At 67.8% G+C, this 20,803-nt stretch carries 16 protein-coding genes; all 16 read left to right on the top strand.

All coding sequences use genetic code 11. The features are described from left to right. Nucleotides 1–123: 123 nt before the first annotated feature. The 16 genes from MNZ29_RS02570 (at nucleotide 124) to MNZ29_RS02495 (ending at nucleotide 20,572) form a co-directional block, all read left to right on the top strand. The gene (locus tag MNZ29_RS02570) at nucleotides 124–759 is read left to right on the top strand and encodes a hypothetical protein (protein WP_242352663.1); all 636 of its coding nucleotides are present in this window, start codon (nucleotides 124–126) and stop codon (nucleotides 757–759) included. Then, on the top strand, nucleotides 714–1,391 hold the full coding sequence (locus MNZ29_RS02565; RefSeq protein WP_308197040.1) for a sigma-70 family RNA polymerase sigma factor: 678 nt from the start codon (nucleotides 714–716) through the stop codon (nucleotides 1,389–1,391). Before MNZ29_RS02570 ends, MNZ29_RS02565 begins: the two co-directional genes overlap by 46 nt. Nucleotides 1,392–1,776: 385 nt before the next feature. Continuing rightward, nucleotides 1,777–3,033, top strand: coding sequence for an ABC transporter permease (locus MNZ29_RS02560; protein WP_242352661.1), 1,257 nt, complete (start codon nucleotides 1,777–1,779; stop codon nucleotides 3,031–3,033). Beyond that, on the top strand, nucleotides 3,033–4,253 hold the full coding sequence (locus MNZ29_RS02555) for an ABC transporter permease (RefSeq protein ID WP_242352793.1): 1,221 nt from the start codon (nucleotides 3,033–3,035) through the stop codon (nucleotides 4,251–4,253). Before MNZ29_RS02560 ends, MNZ29_RS02555 begins: the two co-directional genes overlap by 1 nt. Nucleotides 4,254–4,758: 505 nt before the next feature. Continuing rightward, a complete protein-coding gene (locus MNZ29_RS02550; RefSeq protein ID WP_242352660.1) occupies nucleotides 4,759–6,555 on the top strand; it encodes a type IV secretory system conjugative DNA transfer family protein in 1,797 nt (598 codons plus the stop codon). Next, nucleotides 6,552–6,806, top strand: coding sequence for a hypothetical protein (locus MNZ29_RS02545; RefSeq protein WP_242333127.1), 255 nt, complete (start codon nucleotides 6,552–6,554; stop codon nucleotides 6,804–6,806). Before MNZ29_RS02550 ends, MNZ29_RS02545 begins: the two co-directional genes overlap by 4 nt. Then, on the top strand, nucleotides 6,803–8,161 hold the full coding sequence (gene dnaG, locus MNZ29_RS02540; protein ID WP_242352658.1) for a DNA primase: 1,359 nt from the start codon (nucleotides 6,803–6,805) through the stop codon (nucleotides 8,159–8,161). The genes MNZ29_RS02545 and dnaG overlap by 4 nt, the downstream gene beginning before the upstream one ends. Further along, nucleotides 8,149–9,282 carry a replication-relaxation family protein gene (locus tag MNZ29_RS02535; RefSeq protein ID WP_242352656.1) on the top strand — a complete coding sequence of 378 codons (1,134 nt, stop codon included), beginning with the start codon at nucleotides 8,149–8,151 and terminating at the stop codon, nucleotides 9,280–9,282. Before dnaG ends, MNZ29_RS02535 begins: the two co-directional genes overlap by 13 nt. A 59-nt stretch (nucleotides 9,283–9,341) precedes the next feature. Beyond that, entirely contained in the window at nucleotides 9,342–12,281 is a 2,940-nt protein-coding gene (locus tag MNZ29_RS02530) for a hypothetical protein (RefSeq protein ID WP_242352654.1), read from the top strand. Nucleotides 12,282–12,296: 15 nt separating this feature from the next. Further along, complete coding sequence (locus MNZ29_RS24245) at nucleotides 12,297–12,917, top strand: hypothetical protein (protein ID WP_277957200.1); 621 nt, start codon at nucleotides 12,297–12,299, stop codon at nucleotides 12,915–12,917. Between the two features lie 179 nt (nucleotides 12,918–13,096). Continuing rightward, nucleotides 13,097–13,642: a BrxE family protein gene (locus MNZ29_RS02520; protein WP_242352652.1), complete on the top strand. Its 546-nt coding sequence runs from the start codon at nucleotides 13,097–13,099 to the stop codon at nucleotides 13,640–13,642. A gap of 53 nt (nucleotides 13,643–13,695) precedes the next feature. Beyond that, a complete protein-coding gene (locus MNZ29_RS02515) occupies nucleotides 13,696–14,424 on the top strand; it encodes a BrxA family protein (protein ID WP_242352650.1) in 729 nt (242 codons plus the stop codon). Then, nucleotides 14,421–14,999 (top strand): BREX protein BrxB domain-containing protein, encoded by a 579-nt coding sequence (locus tag MNZ29_RS02510; RefSeq protein ID WP_242352649.1) that lies wholly within the window; start codon nucleotides 14,421–14,423, stop codon nucleotides 14,997–14,999. The genes MNZ29_RS02515 and MNZ29_RS02510 overlap by 4 nt, the downstream gene beginning before the upstream one ends. A gap of 12 nt (nucleotides 15,000–15,011) precedes the next feature. Next, entirely contained in the window at nucleotides 15,012–18,551 is a 3,540-nt protein-coding gene (gene brxC, locus MNZ29_RS02505) for a BREX system P-loop protein BrxC (protein WP_242352647.1), read from the top strand. An 11-nt stretch (nucleotides 18,552–18,562) separates the two neighbouring features. Beyond that, a complete protein-coding gene (locus MNZ29_RS02500) occupies nucleotides 18,563–18,742 on the top strand; it encodes a hypothetical protein (RefSeq protein WP_242352645.1) in 180 nt (59 codons plus the stop codon). Nucleotides 18,743–18,751: 9 nt separating this feature from the next. Next, nucleotides 18,752–20,572 carry an Eco57I restriction-modification methylase domain-containing protein gene (locus tag MNZ29_RS02495; protein ID WP_242352643.1) on the top strand — a complete coding sequence of 607 codons (1,821 nt, stop codon included), beginning with the start codon at nucleotides 18,752–18,754 and terminating at the stop codon, nucleotides 20,570–20,572. Nucleotides 20,573–20,803 lie beyond the last annotated feature (231 nt).

The raw sequence follows: 20,803 nt of genomic DNA, 5'->3' as shown, positions 1-20,803 counted from the left end.
CTGCTGGCGGGTGGGTGGGGAAGCGGCCGTTCCGGTGGGCGCGACGCCAGCGCGATCGGTGACTTGCGTGGAGGCGCACTGTTCTTGGCAGTGGCCGGTGCCGCTGCGCTGGTCGCAACGGTCGTGGCGCTCCACGTCGTCTCGGAAGCGGCTGTCGTCGAGTCGATCCGGCGGACGACTGCGGGCGACCGAATGGCAGGTGCAGAAGCGTGGCGCCTCGGGGTACGTAAGTTCTGGACAGTGTTGGTGTTGAAGGTGCTGGCGTTGGGCGGTCTCTTCTTGGTTGCTGGGTTGCTGAGTGTGCCGGTGGTGGGGGCTCTCTCGGGGGTGCTTCCGCTTTGGGGGGCAATGGCTTTCTCTGTTGCGGCGACCGTGGCGGCGACGCCCTGGCTCCTCTCTGGATACTTCATGTACATTTACGCAATTCGGATCTCCGTGGTGGAAAGTGTCGGCGCCCGCGAGGCCATTCTCCGGGCTTGGCATTACCTGCCCGGGCGCGTTCTGGAGTCGGTGCGACTGTTGATCCTTGCCTTCATCGGGCAGCTTGCGGGGTCGCTGTGCATCCTGGCGACGATCGCGCCAGGTGTAGCGTCCTGGTACGTCGCTCTTCGTTGGTCGGGGTCGACGTCGTTGGCCTTGTCCGTCGGAGTGGCCGTGTCCGCCCTGCCCGCCGTGGCGGCGGTCGGAGCGATAGGGACCTACCGATCCGCAGTGTGGACCCTCGGGTTTCTCGAGAGTCGCGCCGAGGAGCGCGAGTGACTCGCGCTGCGGCCACGGGAGGCTGCTTCGACTGTCTCTCTACGGCTTTCAACTCCGCCGGGTGGGGCCACGACCCGGGCCTGAGCGTTCAACGTCTGGTTCGCTCCGCCCGCTTGGGAAACACCCGGGCGACGCAAGAGCTGTATGAGCGATACGTGGCGCGTGTGTTCCGAGCTGTGCGCGCGCTCAGCGGCAGCGATGAGGAGGCGGAGGACGTCACCCAAGACGCGTTCATCGATGCGTTCACCAATCTCGAAAGCTACGAGGCTCGAAGAGACACGCGGTTCTCCGCTTGGCTCCTGACCATAGCCCTTAATCGGGCACGCAAGAGCCGCAGGCGTCGAGGCCGTGTAGACGTCCACTCACCCGGCGCACTACGGGACATCGCGGACGAACGCGCCGCGGTGGAGGATCCAGCGGAATCCCTCGTGGACCGGATCGCCTTGCTTCAGGCGCTAGCGGAAATCCCGTCCCGGGATAGGGAAGTCGTAGCGCTCTTCTATGGGGCCGAGCTGACCGCTGAGGAGGTCGGCAGGATCGTTGGCCTCCGCGCTCCGAACGTTCGTAAGATCGCTCAGCGGCGGCGAAACGAGCTTCTCGAGCACCTGAGGAATCGGAAGGAGTCACCGTGACCGACCCTCGATTTCAGCGGGCGATGGCATCTCTCGCTCCTTCCCGCGAGCAGGCGGCGCGCATCCAGGCGAACGTGCTCCGCGCCGCTGCGGTGCGCCGCTCGCTCGCTCGTGAATGGGTCGCGTTGGTCCGAGCGCGCCCGGTAGCTAATTCGGTTTCGATCCTGGCGGCTTCCGCGATTCTGGTACTGACAACGCCGATGTCCGCCATGCTGTCGTTCTGGTCCTGGCACCAGACCGGGACTCGACCGGTTCAGGTATCGAGGAGCGCTCAGCCTCAGGTGTCGGGCAATCTCCCGGCGGATTTGGACCTTCGCATGTGCAGTTTGCCGTCGCCCTCCGGTCGTGCTCTCGCGCATGAGCAGGGGCGGTGATGCGTTCAGGCGTGCAGAGACCGCTGTTCGCGCGCGCGTCTCTCGCGCTCGCCGTGGCGGCGTCGACTGGGCTCGAGGCGCTCCTGCGCCATCGGCTGCGCTCGGTGCTGACAACCGCCGGGCTCACTGCGGGCGTCGGTGCTCTGGTCGCGGTCTACGCCGTGATCGAGGCGCTGAGTGGCTCCTTCCAGGCGGCGCTCTCCGGGCTGGGAGCAAGCGCGCTGTACGTGGAGCGCACACCCTGGTTGTCGGATGCGAGTGACCGTGGGCGCTCCACGCTTACCGCGCCAATCACGCTGAAGGAGGTTCGCGCTGTCGAAAGGGGCGCAGTCTATGCTGCTGCGGTGGCGCCGCTGGCAACCGCCAGCGTAGCAGTGAGCGTGCCGGGCACGGAGCAGTCGTGGCGTGTGATCCTTCGAGGAACCACGGAGCGCTTCCTGGAGGTGGGGGGCGGCGAGGTGGGCGCAGGCCGGTTCATTTCGGAAGTCGACGTCTTGTTGGGGCGCCCAGTGGTCGTGCTTGGGGCCGAACTGGCGGAGCACCTCTTCCCCCGGGTGCCTCCAGAGGCGGTGGTCGGATCCCGGGTGCGCGTCTCTGGCAAGCCATATGAGGTCATAGGGGTACTCGCGCGGGCCGGACGACTGTTTGGCCACTCGCTCGACCATCATGCGACAGTGCCGCTTTCGTCGTTTCAGCGGGTCTTTGGAAGAAGTCAGTCGCTCGTGATCGCGGTAGGTGGACTGCCGGGAAGCGAGGAGCGGCTCGTCGATGAGGTGGTAGATATCCTTAGATCCGTACGGGGGGTGCGGCCAGGCGCTGATAATGATTTCGCAATCAATCGAGGAGAGCAGTTGCTTCAACTGTATCGCTCGTTGACCGGGGGGCTGTTCGGAGTCTGTGTCGCGATCGGCGTACTCACGCTCGTCCTCGGTGGTGTTGGCATCATGAACGTGATGTTGACGTCTGTTGGGGAGCGAACGCGGGAGATCGGTGTGCGGCGTGCGCTTGGGGCATCGCGGCGAGCGATCGCCCTGCAGTTCGTCCTGGAAGCGGTAGCGCTCTCGCTTGTGGGTGGGGTGTTGGGCAGTCTTCTTGGTGCCATCGCCGCAGCGTTCGTTGCTGCCGCATTCGCGCTCCCTATCACTGCGAGCGGTAAGGCGGTCGTCGTGGGCGTCTCCTTTGCGTCCGTCGTTGGAGTCGTATTCGGTGCGTGGCCGGCCTCCCTGGCTGCGCGGCTGCAGCCTGCAGATGCGCTTAGGGCCGAGTGATGTGGTCAGCGGGCGAGATCGCGTCCTCCTGGGAGGCGCTCCAGAGCAATCGCCTCCGTTCGAGCCTGGCGCTGCTGGGCCTCGTCGTCGCGGCAGGCACGACAGTGGCGTCACTGGCGTTCTTGCAGGGTCTACGTAGTGATGTGTCGGGCGAGTTCGCGCTGATCGGACAGCAGACGTTCGTGGTACGACGGTGGCCTACCGAGCGTAGCGCGAACGAGCCGCTGACGCCGCGACACGAACTCCCCTGGCGGCACGGAGACTTGCTCAATGGTCTTGCTCACGTGGAGGCGGTGTCGGTCGAGGCGCATTCGCAGGTACTTGAGCGGGTCGCGACCCGCACCCGAGCGACCACCGCTACGGTGGCGGTGCTCGGCGTCACCCCAGAGTACGAGCGAGCCAACGGCACGACCGTCGCCGTCGGGCGATTCCTGTCGGAAACGGACGGCAGGCTCGGGCTGAAGGTTGTCTTTCTGGGTGCGGATGTCGCGCGCGTGCTCTTCCCTGTGCGGGATGCGGTCGGCGAATCGGTTCGCATACGCGGAGTGCCATTTCGGGTCGTCGGGGTGGCGCGCCGAGACGGGGCCGTCCTGGGTGCGGTCTCGCGGGACGCTTATGCGCTGCTTCCTCTTCAGACTTACAATGCGACAATCGCTCATGTGCGCGATCACGTATTCACTGTGGTCGCGACGGATCGTGCGGCCGTCCCCGACGCGATGGATGAGGTCATTGCGTTGCTGCGGCGCATGCGGGGTCTTCGACCAGACCAGCAGCAGGACTTCGAGGTCGAACGTAATGATGCGTTCTCCGCCAAGGTCGATGCCCTCGCAGGCGCTGTTACGTCTGCTGTACTCGTTCTCGGCGCACTCCTGTTCGGCGTCTCTGGAGTGGGCGTGATGAACGTCATGATGGCGTCTGCAGCGGAGCGCACGCGAGAGATCGGCGTGAAGATGGCTCTCGGAGCGCGGCGCACGCGAATCCTTGCGCAAGTCCTGACGGAGGCATCGGTATTGTCGATAGCCGGGGGCGGTGTCGGTACGGCGTTGGGGGCGGGCCTGGCGGTGCTCGCTCGAGAGGCTCTGAAGATCCCCGCGGATGTCTCTCCTGAGGCGGTCGGGGCCGCGCTGGCGGTCACCGTGGTCACGGGCCTTACTGCTGGGGCGTACCCTGCCGTCGTTGCCAGCAGGGTGGCGCCAATCGACGCGATTCGTAGCGAGTGACGGCTCGTCCCACCTAAGCGGACCACGACACCGCCGACGCGCAGGAGTTGCACGACCGGTGTCTCGGGGGCAAATGCGCGCTCGAGGGAGTGGGTCCTCGATGAGGCGGACCATCCTCGTGCGTTGGCCGGAACAGCAGCGGGGCTCTCACGAAAGTCGCGTCGATCCGAGGTCGCTACAGCACAAGGGGACGTAGCATCTTGAGGCGCTCTGCGGTGACGGACTGGGTCCATTCGCAGCGTGGTCTGGGTCGCCGACGCAGTCAGTTGAGGTAGCCGCTCCCCGGCTCTGACGTCGAGGGCCATGGCCCGGCGTTCCTTCCCCCCCTCGGCCGCGGCAGGACGGCACCGCGACACGCTCGCGCAGACAGAACCTCTTGGGTCAGTCGCGTCGGCGGTCGCTTGACATACAAACGTCAGAAACATAGAAGCTATGCGACAGCACCTGCTCGACCGGAGTCTCGATGCAGCGGTCCGACGCTCCCTCCGTCTCGGTTCCCGCACGCGTGGCGGTCGCGGTCATCACGCTCACGGTGGGCGCGGAACTGGCGCTTCGCTGGCAGCGCGACGGCGTCGAGGTCCCGGTGCCATTCGTGCGCGAGCTGTTGGCCGAGGCGGAGGGTCGATGGCTGCCGCTCCGCTCCTGGGTGCTCGCGCACGAGACCACCGCGCTGCTCCTGGGCGTTGCGGGGGTGGCCGGGGTCCTGCTCGCGTACCGGACCGGCCTCCTCGTGTGGCGAAACCACGTGATCGCACGAATCGCCGGCACGCACTTCCGCGCCGACGACCAACGGTTCCCCGCGCGCGCCGTGGACGTCCTCGCGGAGATCCGACGCCGGCCGGCTGGCCACACCTTCGTCGGCCTATCCCCGCGGCGGACAGCGCTCGGCTGGCGCTGGAAGCCCGTCTACCTCTCCGAGCGCCAGCGCACGACCCACCGCCACGTCCTCGGCAAGACGGGCTCGGGCAAGACCGAGAGCGTCCTCTGGCCGCAGGTCCTGCAGGACGTCCTCGACGGCAAGGGCTGCGTCGTGATCTCGGGGAAGGGGAGCGACGAGGAGGTCGCCACGATCAAGGGCATCGCGCAGGTCGCCGGGCGCGAGGCCGACCTCCGCGTCTTCGCGCTCCCGGCGTGGAACCAGCCGGCTCTCCCGAGCCACACGTACAACATGGTCTGGGTCGAGCCGTGCACGCCGGAGAGCGGCGGAGGCGATCCGGTTGCGGTCGCGGAGCGCGTGTTCTCGGTCCTGCCGCTCGGCGACAACCGCTACTACAACACGCAGGCGCAGATCATGTTCACCAATCTGTGCCGCCTGCTGCACGGGATGGTGGACGCACGCGGGTTCGGCCAGCCCTTCACGATGCGCGACCTCGCGGTCTGCCTGAAGGGCGTCGGGAACAAGAACCCCGCCTGGCGCGGCGCCCTGGACCACTGCCTCGCGCGCTCCCGCGACCAGGAGGCCGCACGCGAGGTCGTCTCGCAGATCGACCGGCTCGGGCACGAGATCCACAAGGCGCTCTCGGGCCTCGTCGGCGCGGTCGACAAGTTCCAGGCGCCGCTCGTGAACGCCTACGCACCGGACATCGTGATGCGCGACGTCCTCGAGCAGAACCTCATCGTCTACGTCCAGCTCCCGTCGAACCTCTTCAAGATCCAGGCGCCGTCGCTCGGGAAGGTCTTCCTGATGGACGTTCAGCAGGAGGGGAGCTTGCGGCAGGTCTTCCGGGCGACCCGGAACCAGCGACCGTTCAGCGTCGTGGTGGACGAGTTCGGCCGGTTCGCGGACCTCTCTTTCGTCGACTCGCTGAACCAGCTCCGCGACGCGAACCTCCAGTTCACCGTCGCACACCAGTCGCTCGCGGACCTCGAGCTCGTGAGCCGCGAGTTCGCGAACTCGGTCTGGGACAACACGCGCATCAAGGACGTGCTGAATCAGGACAACCCGGCGCTCTGTGAGATGGTCGCGAAGAGCATCGGGACGCACCAGGAGGTCGTGAAGACGGTCCGTGTCGAGGCTGGCCCGCTCTTCACCTCGCTCGCGACGCGTGAGGCGTCCACTCGGCTCGTCGAGTCCTACAAGCTCCACCCGAACCGCATCAAGAACCTCGCCAGCTGCGGGCAGGGCTTCCTCTACACGGACTCGACGCTCCACCCGGTCTGCTACGGGCAGCTCCCGCCGCTTCGGGCGGCCTACCCGCTGGTGTCCCGCCCGGAGGCGACGGTCGCCGGGCTCCACCTGTACGAGCGGTTCATCGGGCGCGCCGCGCATGGCGCGCGCGAGGAGGATCGGAGGTCGGCATGAGCGCAGCGCGAAAGCAGACGGAGTCGAAGCAGAGGATCCTGAAGGTCGGAGGCACGTACCTCGATCGCTCGCGCGGGGTCCTCGTGACGCTGGAGGATCACGAGATCCACGGTGGTCGCCGGACCGGACGCGTGGTCGTGGCAGCGGCGGACGGCGTGCTCCGGTTCCCGAGGCGGTGGTACTGCCGCGAGCCCGACCTCGTTCCGCCTCCGCGGAGCGCCGCGATCGGCACGGCGGGAGCGCAGTCGTGATCCCCGGGGCCGTCATCGAGGAGCTGCGCTCGCGAATCGACCCTGTCGAGGTGATCGGGCGCAGGCTCGAGCTGCGGAAGACGGGGAGCTCGTTCTCGGCGAGCTGTCCGTTCCACGCCGACAAGACGCCGAGCTTCCGCGTGTACCCGGACTCGAGGCGCTTCAAGTGCTTCGGCTGCGGGGCGCGCGGCGACGCCTTCGAGTTCCTCCAGCGGTTCGAGGGGAAGGACTTCAAGACCGTCGTCCGCGAGCTCGCCGCCGAGGCGGGAGTCGCCGTCGAGGACGGCGCGCGGCGCGGCGTGGCCGCACCGACCACGGGCGCGATCGAGCGGGCCTGCGAGGCTGCCCTGGCGCACTGGACGGGCCGCCTGTGGGGTCCGGAGGGTGAGCCGGCGCGGAAGTATCTCGCGTCGCGAGGGGTGGACGAGCCCACCGCGAAGCGATTCCGACTCGGCTACGCGGCGCGGGAGTGGCACGACCTCCACTCCGCGCTGGTCGCGCAGGGTATCCCCGAGGACGATCTGCTGCGCGCGGGGCTCCTCCGGGAGAGCACGTCGAAGGGGCCGCTCGCGCACGATCGGTTCCGGGGCCGGGTCATGTTCCCGTTCCTCGACGGCCGGCGGCGCGCCGTCGGGTTCGCGGGCCGCATCATTCCCGCGACGGGCGACGGGGCGCAGGCCCCGAAGTACCTGAACGGCCCGGAGACGCCGCTCTTCAGGAAGGGCCACCTGGTGTTCGGCCTCGCGGAGGCCGCAGCCGCCATCCGGAGCACCCGGCGCGCCATCGTGGTCGAGGGCTACCTGGACGCGATCGCGCTCGCCCAGGCCGGGCGGCAGGAGACGGTCGCCGCGGGCGGTACCGCGGTGACGGAACACCAGCTCTCGCTTGTCCAACGGTCGGGCGCCGAGGAGCTGGTGCTCCTCTTCGACACCGACGCTCCCGGGCTCGAAGCCCCGGCGCAGGTCGCCCCTGCGCTCCTCAAGGCGGGCCTCTCGACGCGGATCGCGCGCCTGCCCGGGGCGGCCGCCGCCGACCCGGACTCGTTCCTGCGGTCGCACGGGCTCGGGGCGCTGGAGGCCACGATCGACGCCGCGGTCCCGCTCACGGAGTGGCTCCTCGAGCGCGCCATCGCCTCCCGGACCGCGAAGACGCCGACGAAGGCGATCTCGGTCGAGCAGAAGCTCCTCATCGTGCGGGATCTGCGGCCGTTCGTGGCCGCCGCGCCTGCGGGACTCCCGCGAGCGCTCTTCGAGCAGCGCATCGCCCGGCGCCTGGAGCTCTACATCGTGGCGCTCCGCGCCGAGCTGGCGCGCGGCCGAGGGCGAGCGGCCGGAGGCGAGTCGTGGCCCAGGTGAGAGGGACCATCCTCACCGAGCGCGATCGCGCGTTGCTCGCGTACGTCGGCGTGGCCCGCTACGTGTCCGCCGAGCACGTCCACCGGCTCGTCGTCGAGAGCCCGAACCGGAAGCTCGTCTACCGGCGGCTCGCGAAGCTCTGCGCTGCCGGGAGCCGGCCGGGCGATGGCGCGTACCTTCGTCGCCTCGAGTTCAGGCGCGCCGAGGGGACGGCGGTTCCGGTCTGGGCGCTCGCTCCGGCGGGGCGAGCCATCGCCGAGGAGAGCGTCGCGTACCTGCGGCCGCCGGCGCAGAAGGACGTGGGCCACCAGTTCCTCGAGCACACGCTCCTCCTGAACGACGTCCTCGTCGAGCTCGCCGTCGCGCTCCGCCGGTCTCCGGTGGCGCCGGTCTCGGAGCTGCCGTTCCGCTGGCTGTGCGAGGACGACGGCGTGCTCGAGTTCGAGATGTTCCACCGGCACACCGGCGCGACGGCGCCGGCCGTGCTGAAGCCGGACGCCATCCTCGAGGTGCCCGGCCACCAGCGTCGCCTGTTCCTCGAGGCGGAGACCGGGGCGCACAGCATCGCGACTGCGAACCCGGGGTCCCACGGCGCCGTGCTCAACAAGCTGCAGCGGTACGCGCACTTCTTCACGGCGATGGCGGGCGCCGGCGCGGCGACGTACTACGCGCGCGCGTTTCCGGACGGGCTCTTCCCGGTCCTCGTGTTCCTGGTCCACTCGTCGGAGCGGAAGCGGCGCGTCGAGAAGGCGACGAAGGACTGGCTCGGCGCGCAGGGGACGAGCTCGTTCCGCGTCCGGGTCCTCTCGTTCGACGAGGCCGCCGGCGTGCTCGCCGGGTTCATTCGCGACGGGCGAGCCGTCGCTGCGGCAGAACAGCGCAGAAGCCCCTCGGCCCGACTCGATGTCGCCAAGGCCCGTCAGCTCCGCGAGGGGTACAACGCCCTCGCCGAGGCGCTGAACGCGACCCGCCGCGCGATCGCGGAGCACAACGCGCGCGGCGGGTGCCAGGTGTCGCTGCCACCCGCCCCGGTCGAGGCGCTCCGCGCGCTCAAGGACCTCATCCGGCACGACCTGCTCGGGGAGCCGCACTCAGCGCGAAAGGGTGCGAGCATTCGATGAACAGGAAGGGCGCAGACCGGGCGAGCGGGCTTCCGCGGGCAACCGCGAAGGAGGGGGCCATGACTTCGAGGTCTCGTAGCGTCTTCGTGGTGTTCAGCGCCGTCGTGGCGATCGGTGGCTTCACCGCTTGTGGTGGCGGAACGCAGGTGACCACGAGCCCGCTTCCCGAGCGGATCGAGGTACGCGTCAGCGCGGGCGCTCCCGTCGCTGGGGCGGTCGTGACGGTGTACGCGATCTCGGACGTGACGGGCCTGAAGGACGAGACCGTCGGCGGGGGCGGCGTGCTCGGCTCGGCCGGGCCGACCGATTCGACGGGGGCGGCCACGATCACGCTTGCGTCGCGCAGCTACTCCGGTCCGGTCCAGATCGTGGCCAGCGGGCCGGCGCTCTTCTACGCAGACCCGACCGTCGCGGCGGAGAGCGGCTCCTCGGCGGCGGTCATCCAGATCCCGGCCACCTTCTCCCTCTCGTCGTACGTGCCGCGCTTCTCGACGGCCGCGCCGATCGTTCCGGTGACGCTCCTCACGACGCTCGCCGATCGCGCAGCGCTCGCGTGGGCTCGAGGCCGGCACCCGGCGCAGCGGACGCCCAGCACGCTCACCGCCGCGCTGGGTGCGCGAGACCCGCTGTTCGTGGCGCACGTGACGAAGGACGCGGCCGCGTGGAGCCCGTCCGCGCTCCGCAGCACGGTGCCCGCGCCGCTCGCGGCCAGGCCGCAGACGCTCGTGGACTCCACCTACGCCGCGCTGCTCGACATCGCCCTGAACCAGCTCGCTCACGACGTCGCGGCGAGGGCCGGCTATGGCGCGAGCTCGAACGCGATCACCGCCGTCACGCTCGCGCAGCTCCTGCAGGACGACCTCGATGCGGACGGCCGCTTTGATGGGCGCGGCGTCGGAGGCTTGCTGCTCGCGACACCGGGCAACCCACCCGTCGCGCTCGACGAGCAGCTCCTCCGCGTGCCGCTCGCGCTGGCGCTCGACACGTGGATCCGGAACGGCGCGGCGAACAGGAGCGGCATCGGCCAGGCGGATCTCGTGAGCGCGAAGGTCTACGAAGCGCTGACGACCGATGCCTCGGACCTCTTCGGCGGCCCACCGTCGCCAGGGACGTTCGACCCGGTGGACCGCTCCCCGCCCGTGCTCTCCTTCATCACGAGCGCGCCGGCGTTCACGAACCAGCAGACACTCACCCTGGCTCTCTCGGCGACGGACGCGACCGGCGTGAAGGGCGTCTTCGCCCAGGCCGGCGGCAGGCGGTTCACTGGGACGCCCATCGACGGCGGCTGGAACGTGCCTGTCGAGCTCGTCCCCGGGCACAACATCGTGACGATCTGGGCGGAGGACACGGCGCAGGCCGCGAATACCGGCCTCGGCTCGACCGAGCCGCATCAGTTCACGCTCGACATCCTGCTCGACACCGCGCCGCCGGCCGTCCTCTACGACGCGACGTTCGCCTCCTATGTTCCCGAGGAGGGCATCACGGTGGCGACCGATCCCGACGGAACGGCGAGAGTCCCCGCCGATCCCAACATGGTCGGACGCTTCAAGGAGCCGATCTCGACGAACGGCGAGATCTTCAAGATGGCCACCAGGTTGTCGGCGGGTGGTTCGCTCGATGTTGCCGAACTCGAGGGAGCGAACACGCCGAACATCCCTGTCCTCCGGTTCGCCGTGCACCACGACCCGGCGATCGAATCGCCGATGGTCGAGGCCACCTACGCCGTACAGCTCGACTGCGCCGGCTGCGAGTATCCCGCCCGGTCCGGTGCGCTCCTCCCGAGCCCGACGTCGACGCCGAGCTTCCTGTACTTCGACCTGCCGCTCGCGACGGAGACGGTGCCTCACCTGGCGAACGTGACGGGGACCGCGTCGGTCACCGTCACGCTGTCGTTCCGGGATGCGGCGGGCAATGCGGCGCCCGAGGTGGATGGGGGGACGTACACCTTCCACGTCGTCGGCCCGGCGCTCGCCGTGGCCGAGGACCTGGCGTACCCGCAGGCAGGCGATCCGAAGAGCACGTTCATGTATTCCGCGAGCGCGGTGGGCTACGCCGCCCTGTTCGATCCCGCGGCGACGGCCTTCCTGCCGGACCGGCGCGTGCGCCTCGTGAAGTACGTCATCACGAATCCGTGGCCCGTGCCGGTGCTCGCCGAGGTCCGGCTCGAGGGCGGTGCGTGGAACGCCACCGAGACGTGGCGGGGCGAGATGCTCCGGATGCCGGGGCTCGCCTACAACGCGGACGGCATGTCGTTCGCCGGGATCACCGATTGGGCGGCGACCTGCAATGGGATCCCGACCTTCCCGTGCGGCGGGACCGCCGCGGATCAGGACGCGAAGTATCCGGTCCACTTCCCGGGCTCGACCACGCAGTACAGCTGCGACACGAAGCCGGGAGTGTCCGGCTCGACGAGCCCGTGGGCGTCGCCGCCGGCCGACATCGTCGGCACGCAGCAGGCCGCAGCGGCGCCCGAGCTGCGGGCGTTCGCGCCAGGCGGTCCGTGGGACGCGACGCCGGCGACGAGCCTCGGGGGCCAGCTCGTCGTGCCGGCCGCGACCGCGACGGCGCCGGGCCGCGTGCACGTGTACGTGACGCGCCCAGCGGGCCTGGGTGGGCGAACCATCCCGCTGGCGTTCGGCACGCTGAACCCGAGCTCGCCCGTTGCGCGGTTCGAGACGTGGGAGTGGGACCACTGGATGGACACCGACCCCTCGCGGCTCTCGTGCACGTACCAGACGTTCACCCTGGTCCGCGACTGCGGCCGGTGCGGCTACAATTCGCTGGGCTGCCTCATCTGCGCGGTGCCGATCACGATCACCAACAGCTACCGGCACTGGTGGGCGTACCGGCACATCCGCTATCTCGCCGCCGCCGCCGACAACCTGACCGGAGGGCTCTCCGTGTCGTCGCAGGGGTTGGTGGCCGATGGGACGAGGCCCTTTGGCGAGGCGTCCGTCCAGGCGAGTAGAATCGAGGTCGGACGAAGCATCGACCACTGAGCGACCATGGCCAACATGCGCGCCCTTCTCACGGCCCTCCTCGCCCTCGTCGTCCTCTCCGCGTGCACGGAGGGGCCGAAGGGAGATCCGGGGCCGGCTGGACCAACCGGCCCCACCGGCGCTACGGGACCGCAGGGCCCGACGGGCCTCACCGGCCCCGCTGGGCTCGCCGGCCCCGCGCTCGTGGTCACCGACTCGCCCTCCGGAGGCGCGCCGCCCAACGTGATGGGGCCGCTCGTCGGGTTCGACGGAGCTGACGGGACGGTGAGCTTCTTCCGGGATGGGATCGTCTGGACGATCGACAGCGGGAACGGGGCGATCCGCTTCGCGTTCCCCGAGGGCTCGACGTTCCTCTTCGAGAGCTCCAACTGCACGGGGACACCATGGGTAAACACAGGCCCGGAGCCCGTGCCGTTCCAGGCGCCTCTGTGCCAACGCGGAGCTGGGCCGCTCGGGACCTGCGCGGGCTCGTTCGTCGTGGACTTCTCCAGGAGCGGGGTCGCGATCCGGTCCCAGACGAACCCCGCGACCGGAGCCTGCGAGGCGGTGAGCTTCACCGGAACGTTGACGGCGGTGAGGGCGGTCACGTCGCCGGTGAACGCGGCGAACCTGCCTCTGGTCGTCCGGGAGAGATGACCGCGCGCCGCGGCGGTCGCCAGATCGACGCGGACGAAAACGGAAGTTCCATGCGGTGTTACGGACCATTCCCGTGTCCGGTCCTCTGGTAGACTGCTGGCCCGCATCGGCCACCGCCTTCGGCCGAAAGCATCGTATAATCACGTGCTTAGGCGGCGAACGCTGGGGACGGAGTACGGATGGACCTGGACAGGCTTCTGAAGCTCCGCCTCATCGTGGGGCGATTCGGGGAGATGGACCTCGCCAAGTGGTGGAACACCAAGGGCCAACTCGGCCGGCTGGGTGCGTCCGCTCTGAAGCGAGGGCTCCCGCGCACCCATCACTTCGCCCAAGCGCGGTCCGTCTTTGCCGTCGCGGCTCATCGCTGTGCGGAGGTGTTCGATCCCCCAGGTTGTGTGACGCTGTGGCGCTTGCCGGAACGCATCGAGGAGGAGTTCGACGCGCGCTGGGAGCATTGGCTCGACGAGGCCGCGAACTGGAGCGGGTTCTTCGAAAAGCTCGAAACCATCCAGGGCACCGACCTGAGCGCGACCCTTTGCGGGTTCGAGGTCGTAAGCGATTCAGACCTCGAGGCCTGTACCAAGCTCCGCCGATCGTCGGAAGGTCGGGCTGTTCCGCTCCCGGGATTGTTTCGCGGCACCGACGCGGACGTGGGACTGCTCGCTCTCGCTTTCGCGCGTGGCGAGCCGGGGGCACTGGCAGTCCCGTACGCGAGGACGGCGTGAGCCCAGCTTCTCGTGCGAGAGTCGCATCGTCCTTTACCGTCGTGAAAGGGGCGATGATCGAGGAAACCTACGCCGTGTTCACAGCGTGGGATTTCGAGCGTTCGAAGCGGGAGAACCTCGATCGTCTCCGCGACGAAAACTTCATCGGCGCGAGCAGCACGACTTGGCTTCGCGACGTTGCCTGGGTTCTGAACCGCCGCTTCGATCCCGCCGGCCGTGATCGCCCGCTCGTCGTGCTCGCGAAGCGGGGCCTTCCGATCGACGAGTGGAAGCCGCTGTTGCTCTGGCACATGACGCGCGATGAGTTTCTTGTGCGCGACTTCCTCGAGACCTGGCTTTTCGCCGCGTACAATTCCGGTACCTTTCGCGTTCACACGAAGGACGTCGAGGAGTACCTGGGCGGAATCGGCAAACGTGGCGGCACTATCGAGCACGCGTGGTCCGACCAGACCACCAGGCGCGTCGCGGCAGGCCTCCTGAAGATGGCCGTCGACTTCGGCCTCCTGCGCGGCTCCGTTGCGAAGGAGTTCGTCTCGTTCCACTTGCCGGAGCGCAGCTTCCTCTACCTGCTGCACGCGATGCGCGATGAGAACTTGAGTCCTTCGAAGATGATCTCCTCGCCCGAGTGGCGCTTGTTCCTGATGCGCCCGGCGGACGTCGAACACGAGCTCCTGCGACTCCATCAGTATAAGAAGCTCGAATTTCAGGTTGCTGGCAGCCTCGTGCAGCTCTCCCTGCCCTGCGCGAGCACCCGCGAGTACGCAGAGAGGATAGTTGCGTGAGCGACCTCGAACACCGCCTCAAGCAGAACCTCGAGCCCATTCTCGAGCTGCCCGATCCCCGGCAGCGCATCAGCGCGTACCACGACATGCCGTACGCGCTCTTCCGCTATGACCCGGAGGAGGAGTTCACGCTGCGCCAGCAGGTGACGCTGCTCGAGACCCGGCTCTCGCAGAAGGGCAAGCGCGTTCGCCGCATCTCGCTGGCCCAGTGCCTCGACGCCGCCTTGCGCTTGCACCGCCCGCTCGCCGAGTGGTTCGACGTCGAGAGGGAGCTCGGCACCGAGACGGTCGTCGACACCGTTCATTCGGTGCTCTCCGAGGGCGAGTCGTCGCTCGTCGACCTCGTCGCCTCGCAGCTCCCGGAAGACGGCGATCCACTCCAAGACATCGTCTTCATCCTGCGCACCGGCGCGCTGTTCCCCGTGTACCGAACCTTCTCGCTGCTCGAGCAGCTCAAGGGCCGCGTGCACGTGCCGACCGTTCTCTTCTACCCGGGCGACCTCGACGGCGCAGCAGGCCTGCGCTTCATGGGCGTGCTCGACGCGGAGCACAACTACCGCCCGAAGATCTTCTGAGGACCATTGACGATGACGACGCCCATAAAAAACCTCTTCGCCAACGACATTCACCGTCGTATCGAAGAGGTCATCAAGGTCGACCAGACCGACGAAGAGATCATCCGCGACGAGATCACCGAGTATGTCGTCACGGACGCGATCCGCACGCACTACACCGGCGTCTTCGAGGCGTACCGCGAGGCGCCGAACAAGCCGACCGACGGCGTTTCTATCTGGGTCTCGGGCTTCTTCGGCTCCGGTAAGTCGAGCTTCGCCAAGATGCTCGGCCTCGCGATCGCGAACCGCACGGTGGCGGGCGAATCCGCCGCCGAGCGCTTCGCCGCGCGCGCGGGCGACAAGAAGCTCCAAGTACTGCTCAAGGCCATCACCGAGAAGATCCCGACACACGCGGTCATCTTCGACGTCTCGACGGACCGGGGTATCCGGAGCGGCAACCAGACGCTCACCGAGATCATGTACGGGCTCTTCCTCCAGAGCCTCGGTTACGCGAAGGATCTCGACCTCTCGGAGCTCGAGATCGGCCTCGAGGAGAAGGGGGAGCTCGCGCGTTTCGAGGAGGAGTACAAGCGCCTCTTCAAGAAGGACTGGGCATCCGAGAAGGGCAAGATCGCCTTCGCGCTGTCGGAGGCGAGCCGTGTGCTCCACAGCCTCGATCCCGACACGTATCCGGTCGCCGACTCGTGGGTGAAGGCCGTCAAGAACAAGGCCGACATCACGCCGGGCAAGCTGGCCGACCGCGCCGGCGAGCTGATGAAGCGTCGCAAGCCCGGGCGTTCGCTGATGTTCGTGGTCGACGAGGTCGGCCAGTTCGTAGCGCGCGACGTCCAAAAGATGCTCGACCTTCAGGCCATCGTGCAGCAACTCGGCGTAAAGGGGCGCGGCAAGCATTGGGTCGTCATCACCTCACAGGAGAAGCTCGGCGAGCTCGTCTCCGGGCTCGACGACAAGAAGATCGAGCTTGCCCGCCTGATGGATCGCTTCCCGCTCCAGGTCCACCTGGAGCCCTCGGATATCTCCGAGGTCACCAGTCGCCGCGTGCTCTCGAAGAATGCCGCGGCCCAGACCGCGCTCGGAAAGCTGTTCGACGAGCACCGCGGCCGTCTCACCGACCACACGCGGATGACCGCGGACATCAAGCTCCCGGAGCTGACGCGCGAGGCGTTCATCGACCTGTACCCGCTCTTGCCCTACCAGATCGACCTCATCATCCAGGTCGTCTCGGGCCTGCGAACGCAGGGAGGCGCCAGCAAGCACGTCGGCGGCGCGAACCGCACCATCATCAAGCTGGCGCAGCAGCTCCTCATCAACCCGGCCGTGAACCTCGCCGACGGTACGCTCGGCGATCTGGTGCGGCTCGATCAGGTCTACGATCTCGTCGAGGGAAACATCGGCTCTGAGGTGCGCGCGAAGATTGCCGCCATCTCGAAGGTCGTCGATCACCCGCTCGCGCAGCGTGTTGCGAAGGTGATCTGCCTTCTCCAGTACGTGAAGAGCGTCCACCGCAGCGCCGAGAACATCGCGGCAGCCCTGCACGGCAGCGTTGGCGGTGACTCGCAGCTCGCCTCGGTCAAAGAGGCCCTGCGCGCGCTCGAAGCGGCCCATCAAGTTCGCCGTGGCGACGAAGGCTACCGTATCCCCACGCCCGCCGAGGACGATTGGGAGCGCCTTCGCAACGGCATCAGCCCGAAGCCCGGCGACTCGCACCGCCTTTATCAGGAAGTGCTCTCGGCCTTCTGGCAGCCCCAGCCCTCCCACACGCTCTTCGACACGAAGACGTTCAAGGCGGGCCTCGCCATCCACGGCCGTGACATCACCGCGGGCGACATGATGTTCCAGGTCCACCTCGCCGAGGATGGAAAGGACTTCGACGCGCTCACCGCCGAGCTGCGCATACGCAGCCAGCAGGAGCGCAAGCACGTCTTCTGGGCCATCGCGCTGACGGACTCCATCGATCGTGAGACCGTCGAGCTGTTCCGCTCGAAGGAGATGCTCGCGCGCAAGGAGCGCGAGACGAAGGGTGAGGACACGCCCGCCCTCATCGCTGAGGAGCGCGTTCGCCTGCGTCGCCACAGTGACGAACTGCGGCGGCTGCTCAAGGCTGCCGCCCTCTCGGGCCGCATCTACTTCCGAGGCAACGACCGCAGTCCCAGCGACCGCGCCATCGATGTCGGCAAGACCGCCGCCGAGGTGCTCGGGCAGGTCCTGCCGGAGGTCTTCGACCGCTTCAAGGAGGCCGCCGCCAAGGCAACCGACGTGAAGAAGGGCACTGACGCCCTCTTCACCGCTGAGAATCTCCAGGGGCTCCCGAGCGTATTCGGCAGCATCGGGCTGCTCCGCGACGAGAAGGGCAAGACCGTCTTCCGCACCGAGGGCGGCCCGCTCAAGGAAGTCGTCGACCGCATCGAGGAGCGCGCCAACTACGGCGACACCGCGAGCGGCCGCTACCTCACCGACGAGTTCGCCAAAGAGCCATTCGGCTGGGACTTCGAGGTCGTGCGGCTGCTCGTCCTCTCCCTGCTGCGTGCCGGCAAGATCGAGGCGACCAGCAAGGGCCAGACGATCGAGAGCGTCACCGGGGTCGAGGCGCGCGACACCTTCTCGAACAACAACCTGTTCCGGCAGGCATCCTTCCGCCCGAAGAAGGGCATCGAATTCGAGGAGCTGGTAAAGGCCTCCGAGGCCTTCCGCGACACGTTCGGCAGCGAGGTGAAGGAGCTGAACGCCGGCACCATCGTCGCCGAGCTTCGCAAGGAGGTCGCGCGCAACGAGGATACCGTCTCATCGGCACTCGCAACGCTCACGGCGCATCGCCTTCCTGGCGGCGCCGTGCTCGAGGGCGCTATCGGCCAGATGAAGGCCATCCTCCGGGGCTCCGAGGACAACGCCATCGCGACGTTCAACACGAGCCACCGCGCCATTAAGGAGGCCATCAAGCGCGCCGTCGAACTCGAGCAGGTACTGAACGATCCGCGCCTTCACGACCTCGAGAGAGCCCGCAAGGCGCAGGGGACGCTGTGGAGCTTTCTCAGCCAGGAGCCGGACATCTCCGACGCCCTACGCGCGCGCGCCTCGTTTCTCGATGATCTGCTCGCGCGCGAGACCTTCTTCAAGGAGCTGCCCGCCATCGAGCAGCACACCAAGGTCCTCGAGACCGAGTACGGCCGCCGTTTCGATGATGCGCTCGACGCTCGGGTGGCCGCCTACGCCAAGGCGTTCGACAAGCTCATCAAGACGCCGGGCTGGTCGGAGATCGACGAGGACCAGCAGCACCGCCTCGCCGACCCCTTCGAGCGTTTCCAGAAGCGGGACGCCGAGCGCGTGCCCATCCCGCAGCTTCGCGCCGACCGCGATGCATGCGAGGGGCGCCTGCGCTCGGCAATCACCGAGCTCAGGCGCATCATAGACGGCGAGCGCGTCGTCACCGTGAGCGTCGGCAGCTACTTCGCAGGCGGCGTCGAGACCGAGGAGCAGCTCGAAGCGGCCCTCGACGGCGTGCGCGAGGAGTGCTCACGCCTAATCGGCGCAGGCAAGAAGGTCATCGTTCAATAGAGGAGCAAGCCATGACGACGAAACTCGAGAGGCCCGAGGTGGAAAATCTCATCAAGCTCATGAGAGAGCAGCCGGCTACCACCGCGGCACAGGAGGCCCCTGAAGTGCTCCGCAGGTGGCTCAATGAGCCGGATCTGGTGATGGACGCTGGCACCCGTGCCCTAATCGAGGCCACGGTCGGGAAAAAGTAGTTCGAGAGCATGGATAAGGAGACTAGAAACGCGATCGAACGCGCCACCCAGCGAGCTCGGAAGCTCCTCGAGGAGGACTTCGCCGCGCAGCTCGAGGGCGACTTCGACGTGCACAAGGACGGCGAGGTGGCCGCCAAGGCCGGCAAGCACCTCTCGGTGCGCCGGGCGTTCTCGCGCGAGCGCATCGTCGCAGCCATCGAGCACAAGCGCGCCGCCGGTATGACCCCTGCTGATGCCGCCCGCGACTACCTGCGCGACGCCGCGTTCACCACGCTCAACCGCTTCGTCGCCTTGAAGATGCTCGAGGCCCGCGAGCTCGTGCAGGAGTGCATCACGAAGGGCGAGCAGTCGGCGGGCTACCGCGAGTTCTGCGGGATGGCGCCGGGCCTGCTGCTCTTGCCAGACAGCGAGGGTTACCGGCTCTACATCGAGTCGCTCTTCGACGAGTTGTCGACCGAGGTTAAGGTCCTCTTCGACCGACGCGATCCGTCGAGCGTACTGTGGCCGAAGCGCGCGACCTTCGAGCAGCTCCTCGAGATCCTGAACGCGACCGATCTCGCCCCCGTGTGGGGCGAGGACGAGACCATCGGCTGGGTCTATCAGTTCTTCAACGGCCAGGACGAACGCCGCAAGATGCGCGAGGAGAGCCAGGCGCCGCGCAACAGCCGCGAGCTGGCCGTCCGCAACCAGTTCTTCACGCCCCGCTACGTCGTCCAGTTCCTCACTGACAACACGCTCGGCCGCATCTGGTACGAGATGCGCGGCACCAAGACTGCGCTCGCCGAGCGCTGCGAGTACATGGTCCGCAAGCCCGGGGAGGAGTTCGCGCCGCGCGCCAAGAAGGATCCACGCGACCTCCGAGTGCTCGACCCGGCGTGTGGCAGCGGGCACTTCCTGCTCTACGCCTTCGACCTGCTGCTCGCGATCTACGAGGAGGCCCACGCCGACCCGGAGAGCCCAAGGAGCGAAGCGACGGGCAAGACGCTCGTGGAGGACTACCCGAGCCTCGATGCGCTTCGAAAGGCTGTCCCGGGCCTCGTGCTCGCGCAAAATCTCCACGGCGTCGACATCGACCCGCGCTGCGCGCAGATCGCCCAGCTCGCCCTGTGGATGCGCGCGCAGAAGGCCTATCGCGACTTCGGCATCAGCCGCGCTGAGCGCGCGCAGATCCGCCGGTCGAACATCGTTGTGGCCGAACCGCTCGTGGCCGACGACCAGATCGCCAAGGAGTTCGTGGCGAAGTTGGGCGACGCTGAGCTCGGGCGCGTGTTCATGAGCCTCGTGGAGTCGTTGAACCTCGCGGGCGACATGGGGCTCTTGCTCCGCGTCGAGCGGCTTGTGAAGACGCCTCCAAGGAAACAGGGCGAGCTGTTCACGCCGCCGGAAGAGCGCATCCGCGCTGCGCTCGATCGCTTCATACGCGAGGAAGCTGGCGCGACGAACACTCGGCGGCGGCTCTTCGCTGACGACGCGGCGCACGGCGTCGCTCTGCTCGGCGTCGCGGAGAGGAAGTTCGACGTCGTGCTCATGAACCCGCCATTCGGCTCTGGAAGCACCAGGGCAAAGAAGGCCTTCGAGAAGGCCTACGCCAAGACGAAGAACGACGTTTATGCAGCGTTCATCGAACGCGGCATCGAGCTGCTCGGCTCGCATGGACGTGTCGGCGCGATCACGTCGCGAACGGGATTCTTCCTTTCGAGCTTCCAGAAGTGGCGGGAAGAAGTGCTCTTGAGACTTGCCCCGCCTGTCGTCTTTGCGGACCTGGGCGCAGGGGTACTCGATAGCGCGATGGTGGAGACCGCCGCTTACTGTTTGGAGGCGCGAGCATGACCGTCTTCTTTCGGGCACTCGAAGCACCTGTGCAGGACAAGGCCGACGTGCTCCGGGGCGCGGTGCAGTCTCTCGCTGCAGGAAACGAGGCCTCCAACCGCTTCGGTTGTGTCCCTAAGAATGTGTGAATCGGAAGTTCGCGGAGGCTGAGAAGGAAGTGGAAGCTCCTCGGTGACCAAACACCAACGGCCTCGCTTGGCGGCGAGTCCAAGGAGCTTCCAGTGAACGAGG

This window comes from Anaeromyxobacter sp. SG64, from assembly GCF_022690745.1.
Lineage (GTDB): Bacteria > Myxococcota > Myxococcia > Myxococcales > Anaeromyxobacteraceae > Anaeromyxobacter > Anaeromyxobacter soli.
The sequence above is the reverse complement of the archived record's forward strand: the minus strand, read 5'-3'. Positions and strand labels throughout refer to the sequence as shown.